Source organism: Paraburkholderia sp. GAS33, assembly GCF_050436645.1.
Lineage (GTDB): Bacteria > Pseudomonadota > Gammaproteobacteria > Burkholderiales > Burkholderiaceae > Paraburkholderia > Paraburkholderia phenazinium_B.
Genome location: NZ_JBNDMP010000001.1, coordinates 22,592 through 40,029 on the forward strand (window position 1 = coordinate 22,592; position 17,438 = coordinate 40,029).

A 17,438-nucleotide genomic window follows, 5' to 3' on the forward strand; every position below is an offset into this window, starting at 1 on the left:
CGCTTGTTCGGCCCATCGCTACCCTCACAGGGACGCACATGAGTTTCCTGACACTCAAAGGCATATCGAAGCGCTACGGCGACTTCACTGCGATCGAGCAGATCGACCTTGAAGTGGAGCGAGGTGAGTTCCTGTCGCTGCTTGGACCGTCCGGTTGCGGCAAGACCACGACCCTTCAGATGGTAGCCGGGTTCATCACGCCGAGCACCGGTACGATCAGGCTCGATGGACGTGACATCACACACGAGCGGCCCGAAAAGCGCGGCATGGGTGTCGTATTTCAAAGCTATGCGCTGTTTCCACACATGACGGTTGAGGGCAATGTCGGCTTCGGCCTGGAAATGCGCAATATGAAGCGCGCGGCGCGTGCCGAACGCGTGGCCGAAGTGCTCGAACTCGTGCGTCTGAACGGCCTGGGCAGTCGCTATCCGAACGAGCTGTCGGGCGGTCAACGGCAACGTGTGGCCATTGCGCGCGCGCTGGCGATGCGTCCCGAACTGCTGTTGCTGGACGAACCGATGTCGAACCTCGACGCCAAGCTGCGCGAGGAGATGCATATCGAACTGCGCGCCATCCAGAAGCGCCTCGGCATCACGACGATCCTTGTGACGCATGACCAGGTCGAGGCGATGACGATGAGCGATCGCATCGCGGTCATGCATCGTGGCACGATCGCGCAACTGAGCACGCCATTCGAAGCGTACGAACGGCCGAAGACGGCTTTTGCATCGACCTTCCTCGGCAAGACCAACCTGTTGTCGGGAGCCGTCGTACGCCGCAATGGACGCTGCGCCGAAGTGGATGTGGCGGGTACTACGCTCAGGGTGCCGCATGAAGGGCGCCCTGCACAAGGCGATGTCAACGTGTATATCCGCCCGGAAAAGGTTCGTCTGGCAGAGGTGGATGCGCGCGCGAGCGGCCGCATCACGACGCGGGTGTTCGTCGGCAACCAGTGGCTGCTGCAGGTCGACACCGGCATCGGACGCCTGAGCGTGGCGCAGCCTAACTTCGGTGCGCCACCGCCAGAAGAAGGCCAGCACGTCGGTCTTGCGTGGTCCGATGACGACCTGCGCATGCTCGAGAAGGAGAAGCCCGATGGCCACTCTTGACCACGATCGCGCGGGCGCGGCGCCGTGGCTTTTGTCCGGGCCGGCGCTGCTGTTGTTTGGCGGCTTGCTGCTGGTACCGCTCATGCTGACCCTGGTGCTATCGTTCCATGCCTTTAGTGACAGCCAAGGCACGCTTGCGGCTTATACGTTGTCGAATTACTTAAAGGTAGTCACCGATCCCTACTACGGCGCAATCTTCGCCCGCACTGCCGGACTCGCCTTCGCGGTGACTGCGCTGTGCATTGTGCTCGGCGTGCCCGAGACGATCGTGCTCGCGCGCATGAAGCGGCCGTGGCAGTCGGTGTGCCTGCTGATCGTGCTCGGCCCGTTGCTGATCTCGGTGGTGGTACGCACGCTGGGCTGGCAGATCCTGCTCGGCAACAACGGAGTGCTTAACAACGCACTGCAGGCGCTGCATTTCACCTCCGAGCCGATCCGTCTTGTCTTCACCATGACCGGTGTAGTGATTGCACTCACCCACGTACTGGTGCCCTTTATGGTGATGTCGGTGTGGGCAACGCTGCAAAAGCTCGATCCGCAGGTCGAATGGGCGGGCCTGTCGCTTGGCGGGTCGCCGGTGCGAGTATTCCGGCGAGTCGTGCTGCCGCAGATCCTGCCAGGCGTGCTATCGGGTTCGATCATCGTATTTGCGTTATCTGCCTCGGCGTTCGCCACGCCTGCGCTCATTGGCGGCCGGCGACTAAAGGTGGTTGCAACGGCGGCCTACGACGAATTCCTCGGCACGCTCAACTGGCCGCTTGGCGCGACGATCGCTGTGTTGCTGCTGATCGCCAACGTGGCGATCGTGATGGGCTGCAGCCGGCTCGCCGAACGTCGTTTCAAGCACATCTTCGATTGATGGGGAGGACGCCATGAAACAAAACGGATTCTGGGGTCTCCTGTTCAACGCGCTGTTTCTCGCGTTTATCCTTGCGCCGCTCGTCGTGGTGGTCGCGGTGTCGTTCACCGACAAAGGTTATATCTCGATGCCGTTCGATGGCGCATCGCTGCGCTGGTTCAGAGCGATCCTCGAGAACGAGGACATCGTCGACGCATTCTGGCTGTCCGTACGGCTTGCGCTGGTGGCGGCGACGCTCGGCGTCGCGCTCGCGGTGCCGGCGGCTCTCGCGATCGCACGTTATCGCTTTCCGGGGCGCGGCGCACTCACCGGCTTTTTCCTTTCGCCGATGATGATTCCCGCCGTCGTGCTTGGTATCGCGTTCCTGCGTTTTCTGAGCCTGCTCGGACTCGGCGGATCGTTCTGGGCGCTGTGTGCGACTCACGTGATCATCGTGGTGCCGTATGCACTGCGGCTCGCGTTGTCGTCGGCAGTCGGGCTCGATCGCGACGCTGAGCGTGCCGCGCTATCGTGCGGCGCGAGCCGCTTCACCGCGTTTCGCCGCGTCGTGCTGCCGATGATCCGTACGGGCGTGGTCGGCGGCTGGGTGTTGTCCTTCATTCAAAGCTTCGACGAATTGACCATGACTATTTTTGTCGCGACGCCGGGCACGACCACGTTGCCCGTCGCGATGTATAACCAGATCGCGCAAACGATCGATCCTTTGGTGGCGTCCGTATCGACGGTGTTGATCGCCGGCACGGTTGTCCTGATGCTGGTGCTGGACCGGATGGTCGGCCTGGACCGCGTCCTGATCGGAGAAACACGATGACAGTTGATGTAGCCGAAAGTCCCGACGTGCTGGTGGTAGGCGGCGGGCTGGTCGGTACGGCGGTGGCGTATGGACTTGCCAGAGAAGGTGCAAAGGTAACCGTGCTCGATGAAGGCGACGGCGGCTTTCGCGCTTCGCGCGGCAACTTCGGTCTGGTGTGGGTGCAAGGCAAAGGCTATGGCCTGTCGCCATATGCGCGCTGGACACGCAGCTCGGCTGACCGCTGGCCGGCGCTTGCGGCAGCGTTGCTGGAGGACACCGGCATCGACGTAGCGTTGCGGCAGCCGGGCGGCTTTCACATCTGCTTCTCGGACGAGGAACTGGCCGAACGCAACAAGCGCCTCGGCATATTGAAGGCGGAGTTAGGCGGCGATTACCCCTATCAACTGCTCGATGCCAAAGAACTGCGTGAGCGTTTGCCTGCAATCGGACCCGAGGTGATCGGCGCGAGCTACACGCCGATGGACGGCCACGTGAATCCGCTCAAGCTGTTGCGCGCGTTGCACGATGCGATGCAACGGCGCGGCGTGACGCTGGTCGGGAACAGCCAGATCGGCCGCATTGCGCCGGAGGAGGGCGGCTTCGCCGCGCATGGACGCAACGGTGTGTGGCGTGCGCCGCGGATCGTGCTGGCTGCAGGCCTCGGCAACAGCTCGTTGGCGCCACAGGTCGGGCTGCATGCGCCGGTGAAACCGAATCGCGGTCAGATACTGGTCAGCGAGCGCGTCGCGCCTTTTCTGCATCATCCGACGATCAACGTACGGCAGACCGACGAGGGCTCTGTGCAACTGGGCGATTCGATGGAAGAGGTCGGCTTCAACGACTTCACGACGACCGATGTGCTATCGAAAATCGCGCGTCGCGGCGTGAGAGCTTTTCCGTTTCTGAAAGATGTCCGTTTGGTGCGCATGTGGGCGGCGTTGCGCGTGTATAGCCCGGATAGCTTCCCGATCTACGAGCAGTCGTCGCAGTATCCGGGAGCGTTTGTTGTCACCTGTCACAGCGGCGTGACGCTGGCTGCCGCCCACGCGCTACGCATTGCCCCTTGGGTCGTGGGCGGCGCGATACCTGACGAGCTCGGCGCGTTTCCCGGTGGCCGGTTCCTTTCGCCTGCGAAAATCCTTAGTCATGCTTGATACACGACGCTGATATGACTTCCAAACCGCTTTTCAGGGTGCTTGCCCCGCTTGCGCCTGCCGTCGCAGAGGCCACCGTCCATATCTGGTTCAACGATGAACCGCTTGAGGTGCCAGGCGCTCGCTCAGTGGCGGCCGCGCTGCTCGCTGCCGGCGTGCAGCGCTTTCGCGCTACGCCGGTTACCGGTGCGCCGCGTGCGCCGTATTGCATGATGGGCGCGTGCTTCGAATGTCTCGTCGAAATCGATGGCGTGCCGAGCCGGCAAAGCTGCCTGGTGACGGTACAGGACGGCATGCGGATCCACTCGCAGGAGGGCGCGCGCGACTTGCCGTTTAGCGCCGATCCGGCGTCATCGCAATCCATCAAGGAGAATTCCGATGCTCGTTGAACCGGTCGATGTCGCGGTGATCGGCGCCGGGCCTGCGGGGCTCGCTGCGGCGACGCGGGCTGCGGGAGCGGGCCTGTCGGTAGTGCTGCTCGACGAGCAGGAGACGGTCGGAGGACAGATCTATCGGGCGATCGAGCGCAGCGATGCGCAGCGTCGCGAGATCCTTGGGCCGGACTACGTCACAGGCGCGGCGCTGGCGGAAGCCTTTGCGCGCAGCGGCGCGCGTTATGAGCCGAACGCCTCGGTCTGGCAAGTCACGCGCGAGCGCTCCGTGCATTATCTGAAGGATGGAAAAACCGGGAGCTTCGAGGCGAAGCGTGTCGTGCTTGCAACTGGCGCGCTGGAGCGGCCCTTCCCGATACCGGGCTGGACGCTGCCGGGTGTGCTGGCCGCCGGCGCCGCGCAGATCCTGCTGAAGAGCGCCGGCGAGGTGCCGGCGGAGCCACCGGTGCTGGTCGGTTGTGGGCCGTTGCTCTATCTGCTCGGTTGGCAATACGTGCGAGCGGGCGTGCCGATTCGCGCGCTGGTCGACACCACGCGTCATGAGGACCGCTGGCGTGCCAAGCGTCACATGATCTCGGCGTTGCGGGCGTGGCCGTATCTGGCCAAGGGCTTGCAACTGCTCCGCGCGCTGCGCGAAGCGGGTGTGCCGATTCACGAGGGTGCCGACGATCTTCGCATCGAAGGCGCGCCGGGTGATGATGGCACCGACCGGGCGCACGCGTTGAGCTTCTCAGTGCGCGGCGTGCCGCAACGGATCGAGGCCAGCGTTTTCCTGTTGCATCAGGGCGTCGTGCCGAACACGCAGTTCAGCTGGTCGCTGCGCGCAACGCATCATTGGGATGACGCGCAATTGTGCTTCACGCCGCAGACCGATGCATGGGGCGAGCTCGATGTCGCCGGTATCTTCGTCGCAGGCGACGGTGGCGGGATCGCCGGCGCGCAAGCGGCCGAGGCGCAAGGCGAACTGAGCGCGCTGGCGATTGCCGCGCAATTGGGCGCGCTCGATCAGACGACGCGTAACCATAACGCGGCGCCGTTGTTGCGGCGCCTCGCGGAAGTGAAGCGTATCCGTCCGTTCCTCGATACCTTGTACCGCCCGCGCGATGAGAACCGCGTGCCGCAGGACGACGTGCAGGTGTGCCGCTGCGAAGAGGTGACGGCTGGCGACGTGCGTCGCTTCGTGGAACTCGGCTGTCAGGGCCCGAATCAGGCCAAGTCGTTTGGCCGCTGTGGGATGGGCCCGTGCCAGGGGCGTCTGTGCGGGCTGACCGTGACCGAAGTGATCGCCGAGGCACGCAAGGTGTCGCCGGCCACGGTCGGCTATTACCGTATCCGTCCGCCGATCAAACCGCTCACGCTCGGAGAACTCGCCGGTGAATAGCGCCGTGGTCAGCGAAGCCGATGTGCTGGTGGTTGGAGGCGGGCTGCACGGTTCGAGCAGTGCATTTCATCTGGCGAGCCGTGGCGTGCGTGTCACGGTGCTCGAAGCGGATTACGTTGGCCGTCATGCGTCGGGTGTCAATGCGGGCGGTGTGCGCACGCTCGGCCGGCCGTTGCCGGAAATCCCGCTGGCGCTGATGTCACGCGAGATCTGGCACAACATCGTCGCGACCATCGGCGATGACGCCGGTTTCGTGCCCTCGGGGCAGATGAAAATCGCCGAAAGCGAGGCCGAGCTCGACGAGTGTCGCGCTCGCGTTGCGTCGCTCGAGGCGCAGGGCTTTACTCACGAAAAGATCATCGACCGCGCGACTGTCCGCGAACTGGAGCCGGCGCTCGCGCCGCATGTGACCGGTGCGATCTGGGTCGAACGCGATGGCTATGCGTTACCGTACCGCGCCACCATGGCGTTTCGTCACGCAGCGCAGGCACGCGCTGCGGTCTTTCATGAAGGTACGCCCGTCAAGCGGATCGAACAGCGTGGCACGCGCTGGTACGCACACACACCCGCTGGCCTCTTTTCAGCGGAGCATCTGGTGATCACGGCAGGGGCCTGGTCAGGTGAGCTTGCGAGGCAAGTTGGCGAGCCCGTGCCGGTGCATCCGGAAGGGCTGATGCTGATGGTGACGCACCGCGTTGCGCCATTCTGCCGGGCGACGCTTGGCGCGACGGGAAGGCCCTTGTCGTTCAAGCAGTTCGATAATGGCACGGTCGTGATCGGCGGCAAGCTGATCGGGATCGCGGATTTGCCGGGACGTCATGGCGAAGTGGACTTCGCGCGCCTCGTAAGAAGCGCGCATACCGTGGTCGACCTGTTTCCGCATCTGCGCCACCTCGGCGTCAATCGCGCGTGGGCCGGGGTGGAAGCATTTACCGAGGATTCGCTGCCGGTGATTTCACCGAGCCGCAAGGCGTCGAATCTGACTTACTCGTTCGGATACTGTGGCAGCGGTTTTCAGCTTGGCCCCGGCTGCGGCAAGCTGGTGTCGGAACTGGTGCTGGACGGCGTTCCGTCGTTACCGCTGGACGCGTTTGCTATTGATCGCTTTGACGCCGGCCGCCTTGGCTGCACCTGAAGGCTGCCTGTCTCTCAACGCGGTCATGCTTCGCATGAGCGTGACCGTTTGCTCCTTGATGATGCGCATCAGCGACGCGAGCCTGGTTGCGTCCACAGCGTCCCATCCCAGCACTCTCAGCGATTTGCGCCCGTGGATGTGAAACGCGACGACCGGTCCGTTGAGCGTTAGCGTGCGAATCAGCGTCTCTTCATCATCTGCAGGACGTCCAAGCAGGCGTCCGACGATCGTCGCGCTGATATTGGTCAGGCGGCAACTGATCTTCTTGTCGATCAGCTCGAATCCCGATGACGGACCGTGGCCGGCTTGCTCACGCGCCATGAACAGGCGCCAGTCGTCCGATTCGGTCGAGGTGAACATGAACTGGGCAATGCTTGCCTGGATCGCGCAGAACGCTTCGATCAGCCCGTCGTCGTCGACATTGTTCGCCAGCGCTTTCTCGGCTGCTTCTACGGGTTCGAGGATCTGTGCCCAGACCCGCGAGACGATGTGCTCGATGCACGCCAGGTAGACCCCTTCCTTATTGTCGAAGTAATAGCCGATGGCCGGTGCGTTGACGCCCGCGCGCTCGGCGATGTCGCGCGTCGAGGCGCCGTCGAAGCCATATTCGCCGAATAGGGCGAGCGCCGCGTCGACGATGCGTGCGCGGGTTTCTTCGCCGCGCTGGTAGCCGCCATCGATTGCGTGGCGATGTCTCGGGGCAGGGGACATCCGTTGGATCCTCAGAAGCTTTTGTAAGTGAAGCAAAAATATATCAATTGACAGAAATGTGCCAACTGGAATAATTATATCAATTGGAAAAAATCTGGAGTCGTCATGTCGGCCACCCTTCCCGTCAACGAAGCTGGAGCTGCGCCCGCGCGCCGCTCCCCCACACGCCGGCTACTCATGGCGGCCGGGCTGATCGCCCTGATCGCCGCGGCCGCGTGGGGCGTGCGCTGGTGGACGGTGGGACGCTTTATCCAGGGCACCGACGACGCCTACCTGCAAGCCGATAGTATGACTGTTGCACCCAAGGTGTCAGGGTACGTGGCTGAAGTGTTGGTTGGCGACAACCAGACGGTTGCGGTCGGACAGCCGCTGGTGCGGCTCGACAGCCGCCAGTACGAAGCGGCGTTGGAACAGTCCAACGCCACCGTGGCCGCGCGCCGGGCCGATATTCTGCGCGGCGAGGCCGAACTGGCGCAGCAGCAGGCGAGCATCGGCGAGGCGCGGGCGCAACTCGACGGCGCGGTGTCGAACGAGGCGCATGCGCTCGCCCAGGTCAAGCGCTACGAACCGCTTGCCGCAACGGGAGCAGAGACCGAAGAACGTGTGGCCGATCTGCGCAACTCGGCTCGCCAGGCTACTGCCACGCGCGCCGCTGACGCCGCAGCGCTGCAGGTCGCCGAGCGTCAGGTCGCGAATCTGCAGGCGCAGATCCAGCAGGCTCATGCGCAACTCGACGCAGCCGTCGCCTCCACGCAACAGTCGCAGCTTGACGAGCAGGACACCGTGGTACGCAGCACGATCGCGGGTCGCGTCGGCGACCGCACAGTGCGCATCGGCCAGTATGTGCAGCCGGGCACGCGTCTGATGACCATCGTGCCGGTGCAGGACGTGTATCTGACGGCCAATTTCAAGGAAACGCAGATTGGCCTGATGCGGGTTGGTCAGCCGGCGACGATCCGGGTCGACGCGTTACCGGGCGAAGATCTGCACGGCACCGTGGACAGCTTCTCGCCCGGCACGGGTTCACAGTTCGCGTTGTTGCCCGCGCAGAACGCGACCGGCAACTTCACGAAGATCGTGCAGCGCGTGCCGGTGAAGATCCACATCGCGGCCGGTCCTGAAACGCGCAAGGTATTGCTGCCGGGTCTCTCGGTGAACGTGGAGGTGGACACACGCGGCGCCCGCGATACCGCCGAGCGCATGGAACGGGAAAACGGACGTGGCTAACTCCAGCACGCCGGCAAGCATGCCGGGCAGCGGAGCAGACGCATCCGCTGCGCAGCCGGCGCATCCGCCGAATGCCACCGCCTCTGACTGGATCGCCGTAGCGGCCGGCGCGCTCGGCGCCTTGATGGCGACGCTCGACATCTCGATCACAAATTCGGCGCTGCCGCAGATTCAAGGCCAAATCGGCGCGACCGGCACGGAAGGCACGTGGATTTCAACCGGCTACCTGATGTCGGAAATCGTGATGATCCCGCTTGCTGCGTGGCTCACGCGCGTGTTCGGACTGCGAAATTTTCTGCTTGGCAACGCGACGCTCTTCACGCTGTTCTCGGTCATGTGCGGCGTTTCGCACAGCCTGCCGCAGATGATCGCGGGACGGATCGGCCAGGGCTTTGTGGGCGGCGCGATGATTCCGACCGCGCAGACGATTGTGGCGACGCGCCTGCCGCGTCATCAGATGCCGATCGGCATGACCATGTTCGGCCTGATCGTGTTGCTCGGGCCGCTGCTCGGTCCTGTGGTGGGCGGCTGGCTTGCGGAGAATATCGACTGGAGCTGGTGCTTCTTCGTCAACGTTCCGGTGGGCGGCGCACTGGTAGTGCTGCTGTTTCTGGGACTTAAAACCGCTCGCACCGATTGGTCGCAGTTCATCAAGGCCGATTGGCTCGGCATTGTCGGGCTCGCGGCGGGGCTTAGTTCGCTGACCGTCGTGCTCGAGGAAGGGCAGCGTGAGCGCTGGTTCGAATCGTCGATGATCGTGTGGCTGAGTGTCGTGTCGGTGGTGGGCATCCTGTTGCTGGTGATTGCGCAGGTCGTGGCGAAGAAGCCCATCGTGCGTCTGACGTTGCTGAAGAATACGCGCTACGCGAGCGTCATCTTCATTGTGTTCACGGTCGGCGCGGGTCTTTACTGCGTGTCGTATCTGCTGCCACAGTTCCTGAGCAACGTATCGGGCTACAACGCGGAGCAGTCGGGCGGCGTGATGCTCATCTCCGGCGTGCCCGCGTTTCTGCTGATGCCGGTGCTGCCTCGTCTCATGGGCCGCGTGGATACGCGCCTGATGGTGATCGCTGGGCTCTGCTGCTTTGCCGCGAGCTGCATGCTCGACATCTCGCTCACCGCACAAAGCGTCGGCCATGACTTCACGTGGTCGCAACTGCTGCGCGGCGTGGGCCAGGTGCTGGCGATGATGCCGCTCAACCAGGCGTCGATGGCGGCCGTACCGCGCGAGGAAGCCGGTGACGCTGCGGGTCTCTACAACATGGCGCGTAACCTGGGCGGTTCGGTCGGACTCGCGTTGCTGGGCACGTTCATCGACCGCCGCAACACGTTCCACGAAGATGTGATCCGCGATTCTTTAAGCGCCAACTCGCTGATCGGGCAGGAGCACCTAACGGCTAGCGCAGCGAGTTTCTTCGCGCAGACCGGCGACATGGCCTACGCGAAGCTTCAGGCAATCGGCCAGCTTACCGCGCAGATGCAGGTGCAAGCGGTGGTCATTACCTATTCCGAAACCTTCTATGTGCTTGGCGTGGCTCTGCTGCTGTGCATTCCGCTCGCATTCTTTCTGAAGAAGCCGGCTGCCGGCACACCGTCGGCAGGACACTGAAAACAATATGAAGTCACTCAACTCTGCTCTCTGTTTCGGCCTGCTTCCCGTGGCGGCCGCGCTGGCGCTGGCTGGCTGCACGGTGGGGCCCGACTACCACGGCGCGCCGCAGGCCGCACCGATCGCCGCGCAGGCGACCTCGTTCAATCGGGCTCCGCAGGGCACGGTATCGACGGCGCCTGTGGCTGCGCAATGGTGGCTCGCGCTCGATGACGCGCAACTGAACGCATTGATCGATACGGCGCTCAAGAACAGTCCCGATCTGCATGCCGCCGAGGCCCGCGTCCGCGAGGCGCGCGCCGGTCTCACAGCGAAGCAGCGCAACGAATTGCCCAAGGTTCAGGGTAGCGCCGCGTATTTGCGCACGCCTACCCCGGATCTGTCATCGCTCGAAGGCGGACAGAGTTCGTCCTCGAGCGGTAGCGGGCCGATCAGTTTTTATCTCTCGGGCTTCGATGCCAGTTGGGAAATCGACCTTTTCGGCGGCACGCGGCGGGCGATCGAAGCGGCGTCGGCAGAGGCGGATGCCTCGCAGGCCGATCTCGCCGATGCGCATGTGCAGCTCGCCGCCGAGGTGGCGCAGGCGTATGTCGGCTTGCGCGATGAGCAGCAGCGCGTGAGCATCGCCCACGAATCCGCCGAGCTTGAAACGCGCATTCTGACGCTGACCGAACAGCGCCGTGCGCGCGGCGTGGCCTCGGATCTCGATGTAGAACGGATCCGCTCGCAGGTCGAAAATACCCAGGCGAGCATCATTCCGCTCGACGCGCAGGTGGCCGAATCGCTCGACGAACTCGCCGTGCTCACGGGCCGCGAGCCCGGTGCGCTGGATGCCGAACTGTCGGCACAGAAGCCGCTTCCCACGTTGCCGGCGACGGTGGCGGTGGGCGACCCAGGGCGTCTGTTGCGTCAGCGTCCCGACATCCGCGCGGCCGAGCGGCGGCTTGCCTCGCAGAATGCGCAGATCGGCGAGCACGAAGCGGATTGGTTTCCGAAAGTCACGCTATTTGGCGACCTGAGCTTTAGCGCGTCCGAACCCGGTCATCTGTTTCGCAAAAGCAGTTACACGTGGGTTGCCGCGCCTTATCTGCAATGGAATGCATTCGATTTTGGCCGCGTGAAGGCGAGCGTCGACCAGGCGAAGGCCGGCCGCGACGAGGCCGAGGCGAAATACGAGAGCACGGTGCTGGGCGCGCTAAAGGACGCGGATGTGGCGCTCTCGCGCTACGGCCACGAACGCGACAACGCCGTGAGCCTTCGCGAGGTGGAAGACTCCGCTACGCACGCCGCGGTGCTGACCGAACAACGCTACCGCGCGGGTACGACCACGGCGCTCGATTGGCTCGATACCGAGCGAACCCGCTATTCGGCGGAGCAGAACCGCATTCAGAGCGAAGCGCAGTTAATCAAGGATTACGTGGCCCTGCAAAAGAGTCTAGGCCTGGGGTGGCAAACCCCCGGCTAGGCACCGCCGGCAGCAAACGCAGAACTCCGTTAGTCTTCTGTCTCGCCCACGTTATTTTTCTCACCAGGCGACAACGGAGGATTTATGGCATTAGCGTTACACGACATTCCCCTGAAAACGATCGACGGTCAGGACAGCAGCCTTGCCGACTACCGCGGCAAAGTCTTGCTGGTGGTCAATGTTGCTTCCAAATGCGGTCTCACGCCGCAATACAGCGGCCTGGAAAGTCTCTACCAGGCAAAGCACGCCGATGGTCTCGAAGTGCTGGGCTTCCCGGCTAACAACTTCAAAGGCCAGGAGCCCGGCAGCAATGACGAGATCGCCTCGTTCTGCTCCACGCAGTATGACGTGCACTTCCCGCTCTTCTCGAAGATCTCCGTGCTTGGCGAAGACCAGCATCCGCTGTACGCGGCGCTGACCGAAAAGCAGCCGGTTGCAACCGGTGATGGCCCGTTCCGCGAAAAGCTGAAGGGCTACGGCGTGAACCCTGAGAACCCGGCGGACGTGCTGTGGAATTTCGAAAAGTTTCTGATCAACCGCAACGGCGACGTAGTGGGGCGCTTTGCCCCTGACGTCACGGCTGACGACCCGCGTCTGCTGGCGGCCATCGACGCCGAACTGGCAAAGCACTAAACTCGGCGGTGTGACCCAGAGCTGTTAGCTGCAGCGGAAGTGTTCGATACTTTGGCCGGCCGCTACGGCCCGCTGCAGCCACTCCGGCAGATCGCCGCTACCGTTCCAGGTATTTCCCCAGGCGTCCCGGTACGCCACCGCCTGTTCGCTTTTCTGGTCGGACTCGAGAGACTCCGCGAGCGCCGGCAGCGTAATGCCGAATTCTTCCATGCGGTGGCGAATCCAGCGGATCAGACGTTCGCGCGCTTCGCCATCAAGTCGTTCAATCGTCGTGGACATGGTTTCTGATAGGCCAGGAAACGAAAGCGAGCGGGACGGTATCAATTGGTCCTCTTCGGTTGCGTGGCGATCTTGACCACCGCCGAGTCGAAGAAATCCTGAGCCTCTGCGAGTTCGTCCAACGCCTGTTCGAGCTGGCGAAGCGCAAGGGAGTGCTCGATGTGCCGGTTTTGCGGCACGTCCTCGCCTCTGACTACGCGAAAGGCAATATCTACTTGCCTGGTTGCACGAACGAATCGTTCGGCAGCATTTGCTTCACGTGAGTGCGCATGGGTCGACATAATAAACCTCCACTCTTTAAATCGAACTTCAAATCAAACAGGATGATTGTCCGCAGGGGCAAGGCGCAGGGACGTTACTCAGGGGTGACGTATTCTGGTCAGGTTCTCTGCGTTTCGAAATCAGGCGATGCGTGATGATGCGATGGTTAGCGCGCTGGTCTTGCATTGCAACTGGAAGCAAATAGTATGGCAGTCCCAGGCAACCTGCAGATGATGTTAATTACACCACTTTAATTGGCGATACGCCAGGAGAAAAGCCTGAGAACAGCGACCGGTTTGCATAGCTTGCCAGGAACCGCGTCCGCGCGCCAGGGGAATGTTGTTAAATATCACGCCGGGGTGTTAACTTCTTTGGATCGGTGTTAACTTGTTCAGTTCCATCCGCAGGATTCGGCGAGTCGTAGTTTCGCGCGAATGGCCGGGTGCCATGTTGCTGTTAGTCGGTTATTCTTCCATCCGTATACGCCTATACAGGTAAAACCGCCATGGAACCGTACGACGACGAGCTCGAAAATTTTGCTGCCCATGGCGCACCTCCGTTGCCTGCGGCAAGCGATCAAGGAATTGTGGAGCACGACGGTGCGCGAATCGCGTACTCGATCTACGGAACCGGCACGCCGGTGATTCTGCTGCATGGAGGCCTGGGCCACAGCGGAAATTGGGGCTGGCAGGTGCCTGCGCTGGTCGGCTCGGGATATCGCGCCGTGTTGATCGACAGTCGTGGTCATGGCCGCAGTACGCGTGATGCGCGTCCCTATTCCTACGAGTTGATGGCGTCCGACGTGCTTGCCGTCATGGACGTCCTGCAACTGAAAAAAGCCGCCATAGTGGGCTGGAGCGACGGGGCGTGCACCGCGTTGATCCTCGGCGCCAAAGCCCCTGAGCGTGTTGCCGGCGTCTTCTTCTTTGGCTGCAACATGGACGCTACCGGCACGAAGGAATTCGTTATGACACCGGTCATCGAGCGGTGCCTCGGACGCCATGCTGCGGACTATGCTCAATTGTCGGCCACGCCGGATCAGTTCGAGGCCTTTGTCGGCGCCGTCGGCGAAATGATGAAGACCCAGCCGAATTACTCCGCTAGCGACCTGGCGAAGATTCAAGTGCCAGTCGTGATCGTGCAAAGCGAGCATGATGAATTCATCAAGGCGGAACATGCGGAGTATCTGGCCCGCAGTATTCCGCGGGCCGAGTTGATCCTGATGCCGGGTGTAAGCCATTTTGCGCCGCTGCAAAGGCCCGAACAGTTCAACGATGTGATGCTCGATTTTCTTCGCAAGGTTCCGGCCTGACGCAAAGTGGCGCTCTGTGGCATGCTGGACGTATCGAGCTTTGCCGTGCCGCATACCGGGTTTAAAAAAACGCTGATCATGAAAAGCAGTCCGAACTCACCGATGAAGGAGCCTACGGTCCAGACCTTCTGGCGCGATGAAGCGCTGCCATTTATCGAAGCGCGTTCGGTCGAAGACGGTCGTAAGGTGTGCTATGGCAAGCATTCTCACGAAACGTTTTCGATTGGGGCAGTGACAGGCGGTCGTAGTACCTATCTGAACGGCAAGGTGGTGGAACGTGCGGGGCCGGGGTCAGTGGTGGTCATCAATCCGGAAGTAGTCCACGCCTGTAATCCGGACGGCGATCAACCTTGGTCGTACCGTATGCTTTATGTCGATGCCGCATGGCTGGGCAAGCTTCAGCGCGACCTCGGTGTTAGTCAGAGCGCCAATTTCCGCCCATTCTCATCTACGCTGACCACGCAGGCGGGTCTCTATGGCGGATTGAACGGTTTGTATGCAGCGCTAACCGATGAAGATTCGGACACTTTGCAAAAGCACAGCGTTGCCGTCGATTTCTTTTCAGATCTGTATCGCGCGCTGACCCCTGCGCCGGTGCCGACCGGCAGCGTTAACCTCAAGCTCGCGCGCGCGGCCCAATACATCAGGGAGAATTGCGTTCAATCGCTGCGCCTGGACGAGATTTGCGCTGCGGCGGATCTCTCTGCTTCCTATCTGATTCGTGCGTTCAAGGAACGTTACGGCATGACGCCGCACGCATACCTGGTTAATTGCCGCATCGAATATAGCCGCTCGCAACTCAAACGCGGGCGAGCGATCGCCGAGGTAGCCGTTGAAGCTGGCTTTGCCGATCAGGCTCATCTACAGCGGGCGTTCAGGAAATTCGTCGCAGCCACCCCGGGGCAGTACAAGGGGTGATTGCGACGCGCGTCGCCAACGCTTTTCAGGCTACGAGCAGATAGATAGCGCTTGCAACCAGCAGTAGCGCCATGATGCGATTGAATATCCGCACCCGGGCGGGATTGCGCAGATGCTGCCGCAGAAACGACCCTGCGTAGGCCCAGCAAGCGATGGACGCATAGCAGATCACAAAGTAAAGCGCGGTGAACTGCCAGATCAAAGTCCGGTCTCCGTTAGCTGCATAGGCACCCATGCTTGCAATGGAGGCTAGCCATGCTTTCGGATTGAGCCACTGCATTGCGGCTCCAGACACCGCGGACGGGCCTCGGGCTGCCTTGGGCCGGTCCGCACCCATCTTTCCATCGTCGATGGCCAGCTTGTAAGCCATGAAGAATAGAAACGCTACGCCCGCCCATTGGATGAATCGTGTCAACCACGGCCACTGGTCAAGCACGTCACGCAGTCCCAGGCCTATCAGCAGGAGCAGCAGCGTAAAGCCGACCGTCGCGCCGGTCACATGCCGCATGCTTGCCGCCAGTCCATAGTGGGCGCTGGTGCTGAGCGCGACGATATTGACCGGCCCGGGTGAAATTGATGCAGCGAGTGCAAACGCTGCCATGGATAGAAAGATGCTCATGGGTCCCCTTGATACGTTCGATCTGAAGGCTCGAAGGTATCGGGGGAGGGGGGATGCGTATTGAAGAAAACTACCCTTTGGTGATTTTGTTGGGGGGATGGGCGGGATGAGTCAGGTGAGCGGATCGTGTTCAAACGCGAGACCAAGCTCGCTTGCCATCCAGAGAACGCGGAGTGCGCGCGAGCGGCTGGTGCCGAAAATGGTAAGTGACATGTGTCTTTGTATGCGACATGAATCGAGTTGATCGGTCAATGTCAGTATCGCATCGCACAGTCTGATACCCAATAAAGACTTGTACGAGGAGGTCTCGTCAAAGGCAGCGGACGACCAACCTCTAGTGATAAAGGCCGCGATCGCATCGCGCGGTCGCGGCCGTCATTCCCGCTAAGTCGAGAGCTTAGAAGTGCGTGTGCAGGCCGATGCGGACAACAGCCTGACTCGGGCTGTCCGATTCATCGCCCGAATCGTTCATGCCGTTGATTTGCGCATCCGCTCCCGAATTAGCCCGTTGATAGACGCCAAGCAGGTACACGTCGGTGCGCTTGGAGAGCGCATAGTCGACGATGCCCGCGATCTGGTGAGCGTGGTTATTGTCGACGGTTTCATTGCCTTTCATGTACATGTACGACGCCCCTGCGCTCAAAGCCGGCGTGAAGTTATAGTGCGCGCCGAATGAGCCTTCATACACCGCGCCACCGTTGGCGGAATTGTGGACCGTTGTGAACAATGCGTTCGTGACCCAGCCACCGAAACGGTAGTGCGTGCCCAATCCCCAGTTACGCACGCTGACCTGCGGCGATCCCGCCGTGTAGTACTTGATGTTGGTATAAGCCGCGTTGGCACCGAACGATCCGGCAGCATAGTTAAGCGCGAAGCTCGTGGAGTTGCCCGCGCCGATCGACCCTGCCACACCACCAAAACCATACATCGCACCGGCGCTCAAGCCGGCAAAAACCGGTGAGACGTACTTGACCGAATTCGTTACGCGTTCGCCGGCCATGCGGTCCCAGTCGAAAGCTCCGGTGGCATTGCTCGGTAAGTCGAGCTTCGTGAACGGGCCTGCGCGGAAGTCGTAAAAATGCCCCGAGAGCTCCGCCGGATCATCGCCCGCAAAATACAGCGAGTCGGTCATGAAGTCGTACTGGTTGCCGGCGGTGACTTTACCGAATTTGTCGTTCACCAGTCCGACAAACGAAGTCCGGCTAAACAGGCTCGAATTCGGCATGAATGCACCGTTGTCGAGCTCGAACTGGTCGACCAGTTCGAAAATAGCCTTGGTGCCGCCGCCGAGGTCCTCAACGCCGCGGAAACCCCAAAGATTCGGTCCGTTGACGCCGTCGTCCATCTTGACGTTTCGTTTGCCGGACTCGTTGCTGACGTAGGTGACACCGGTATCGACCATGCCGAAGAGCGTGACGCTGCTCTGCGCGTGTGCTGCCGTCGTCGTGCAGGCAGCGGCGAGGATGGCTAACGTAATCTGTTTCTTTTTCATGCTTGAAGATCTCCTTGCGTGCTCTTAGTACTACAGATCGAATAAATTATTTCTTTATCTTTCTTGGGGAAAGCCGGTGAAAGGTCACT

Annotated in this window: 18 protein-coding genes; 13 read left to right on the top strand and 5 right to left on the bottom strand. The window is 61.8% G+C overall.

The genetic code is table 11. The annotated features are described in order from the left end of the window. The first annotated feature begins 38 nt into the window (after nt 1-38). Genes P3T24_RS00110 through P3T24_RS00140 form a run of 7 tightly spaced genes read left to right on the top strand, consistent with a single transcriptional unit; the run spans nt 39 to nt 6,823 of the window. Nucleotides 39-1,109, top strand: a complete 1,071-nt coding sequence (locus P3T24_RS00110) for an ABC transporter ATP-binding protein (RefSeq protein WP_429431373.1) — start codon at nt 39-41, stop codon at nt 1,107-1,109. Further along, the gene (locus P3T24_RS00115) at nt 1,096-1,968 is read left to right on the top strand and encodes an ABC transporter permease (protein WP_429431376.1); all 873 of its coding nucleotides are present in this window, start codon (nt 1,096-1,098) and stop codon (nt 1,966-1,968) included. Before P3T24_RS00110 ends, P3T24_RS00115 begins: the two co-directional genes overlap by 14 nt. Nucleotides 1,969-1,981: 13 nt before the next feature. Then, entirely contained in the window at nt 1,982-2,779 is a 798-nt protein-coding gene (locus P3T24_RS00120; protein WP_429286083.1) for an ABC transporter permease, read from the top strand. Next, complete coding sequence (locus P3T24_RS00125) at nt 2,776-3,915, top strand: NAD(P)/FAD-dependent oxidoreductase (protein WP_429431379.1); 1,140 nt, start codon at nt 2,776-2,778, stop codon at nt 3,913-3,915. Before P3T24_RS00120 ends, P3T24_RS00125 begins: the two co-directional genes overlap by 4 nt. Before the next feature lie 14 nt (nt 3,916-3,929). Continuing rightward, nucleotides 3,930-4,304, top strand: coding sequence for a (2Fe-2S)-binding protein (locus tag P3T24_RS00130; RefSeq protein ID WP_074266288.1), 375 nt, complete (start codon nt 3,930-3,932; stop codon nt 4,302-4,304). Next, nucleotides 4,294-5,688, top strand: a complete 1,395-nt coding sequence (locus P3T24_RS00135; protein WP_429431382.1) for an NAD(P)/FAD-dependent oxidoreductase — start codon at nt 4,294-4,296, stop codon at nt 5,686-5,688. Before P3T24_RS00130 ends, P3T24_RS00135 begins: the two co-directional genes overlap by 11 nt. Continuing rightward, a complete protein-coding gene (locus tag P3T24_RS00140; protein WP_429431385.1) occupies nt 5,681-6,823 on the top strand; it encodes an NAD(P)/FAD-dependent oxidoreductase in 1,143 nt (380 codons plus the stop codon). Before P3T24_RS00135 ends, P3T24_RS00140 begins: the two co-directional genes overlap by 8 nt. Here the strand turns inward: P3T24_RS00140 and P3T24_RS00145 are convergent. Then, nucleotides 6,764-7,534: a CerR family C-terminal domain-containing protein gene (locus tag P3T24_RS00145; RefSeq protein WP_429431388.1), complete on the bottom strand. Its 771-nt coding sequence runs from the start codon at nt 7,532-7,534 to the stop codon at nt 6,764-6,766. The two genes, P3T24_RS00140 and P3T24_RS00145, sit on opposite strands and share 60 nt — an antisense overlap. A gap of 105 nt (nt 7,535-7,639) precedes the next feature. Here P3T24_RS00145 and P3T24_RS00150 point away from each other — a divergent pair, with 105 nt between their 5' ends. The 4 genes from P3T24_RS00150 to P3T24_RS00165 all read left to right on the top strand — a co-directional run bounded on the left by P3T24_RS00150 (nt 7,640) and on the right by P3T24_RS00165 (nt 12,468). After that, on the top strand, nt 7,640-8,761 hold the full coding sequence (locus P3T24_RS00150) for an HlyD family secretion protein (RefSeq protein ID WP_074266284.1): 1,122 nt from the start codon (nt 7,640-7,642) through the stop codon (nt 8,759-8,761). A gap of 19 nt (nt 8,762-8,780) precedes the next feature. Next, complete coding sequence (locus P3T24_RS00155) at nt 8,781-10,370, top strand: MDR family MFS transporter (RefSeq protein WP_429408537.1); 1,590 nt, start codon at nt 8,781-8,783, stop codon at nt 10,368-10,370. 7 nt (nt 10,371-10,377) lie between these two features. Then, entirely contained in the window at nt 10,378-11,835 is a 1,458-nt protein-coding gene (locus tag P3T24_RS00160; RefSeq protein WP_429431392.1) for an efflux transporter outer membrane subunit, read from the top strand. 84 nt (nt 11,836-11,919) lie between these two features. Then, a complete protein-coding gene (locus tag P3T24_RS00165; protein WP_429431395.1) occupies nt 11,920-12,468 on the top strand; it encodes a glutathione peroxidase in 549 nt (182 codons plus the stop codon). 24 nt (nt 12,469-12,492) lie between these two features. On the opposite strand, the gene P3T24_RS00170 is transcribed toward P3T24_RS00165, so the two are convergent. Both P3T24_RS00170 and P3T24_RS00175 read right to left on the bottom strand, forming a co-directional pair. Beyond that, nucleotides 12,493-12,747 (bottom strand): H-NS family nucleoid-associated regulatory protein, encoded by a 255-nt coding sequence (locus P3T24_RS00170; RefSeq protein WP_122158068.1) that lies wholly within the window; start codon nt 12,745-12,747, stop codon nt 12,493-12,495. A 41-nt stretch (nt 12,748-12,788) separates the two neighbouring features. After that, nucleotides 12,789-13,028: a hypothetical protein gene (locus P3T24_RS00175; protein ID WP_074266279.1), complete on the bottom strand. Its 240-nt coding sequence runs from the start codon at nt 13,026-13,028 to the stop codon at nt 12,789-12,791. Nucleotides 13,029-13,513: 485 nt separating this feature from the next. Here P3T24_RS00175 and P3T24_RS00180 point away from each other — a divergent pair, with 485 nt between their 5' ends. Continuing rightward, nucleotides 13,514-14,320, top strand: a complete 807-nt coding sequence (locus P3T24_RS00180; RefSeq protein WP_429431398.1) for an alpha/beta fold hydrolase — start codon at nt 13,514-13,516, stop codon at nt 14,318-14,320. 78 nt (nt 14,321-14,398) lie between these two features. Then, a complete protein-coding gene (locus P3T24_RS00185) occupies nt 14,399-15,238 on the top strand; it encodes an AraC family transcriptional regulator (protein WP_429433200.1) in 840 nt (279 codons plus the stop codon). Between the two features lie 25 nt (nt 15,239-15,263). On the opposite strand, the gene P3T24_RS00190 is transcribed toward P3T24_RS00185, so the two are convergent. Together P3T24_RS00190 and P3T24_RS00195 are read right to left on the bottom strand one after the other, a co-directional pair. Further along, nucleotides 15,264-15,857 carry a LysE family translocator gene (locus P3T24_RS00190; protein ID WP_074266277.1) on the bottom strand — a complete coding sequence of 198 codons (594 nt, stop codon included), beginning with the start codon at nt 15,855-15,857 and terminating at the stop codon, nt 15,264-15,266. Between the two features lie 397 nt (nt 15,858-16,254). Further along, complete coding sequence (locus tag P3T24_RS00195) at nt 16,255-17,349, bottom strand: porin (RefSeq protein WP_429431401.1); 1,095 nt, start codon at nt 17,347-17,349, stop codon at nt 16,255-16,257. Nucleotides 17,350-17,438: the final 89 nt, after the last annotated feature.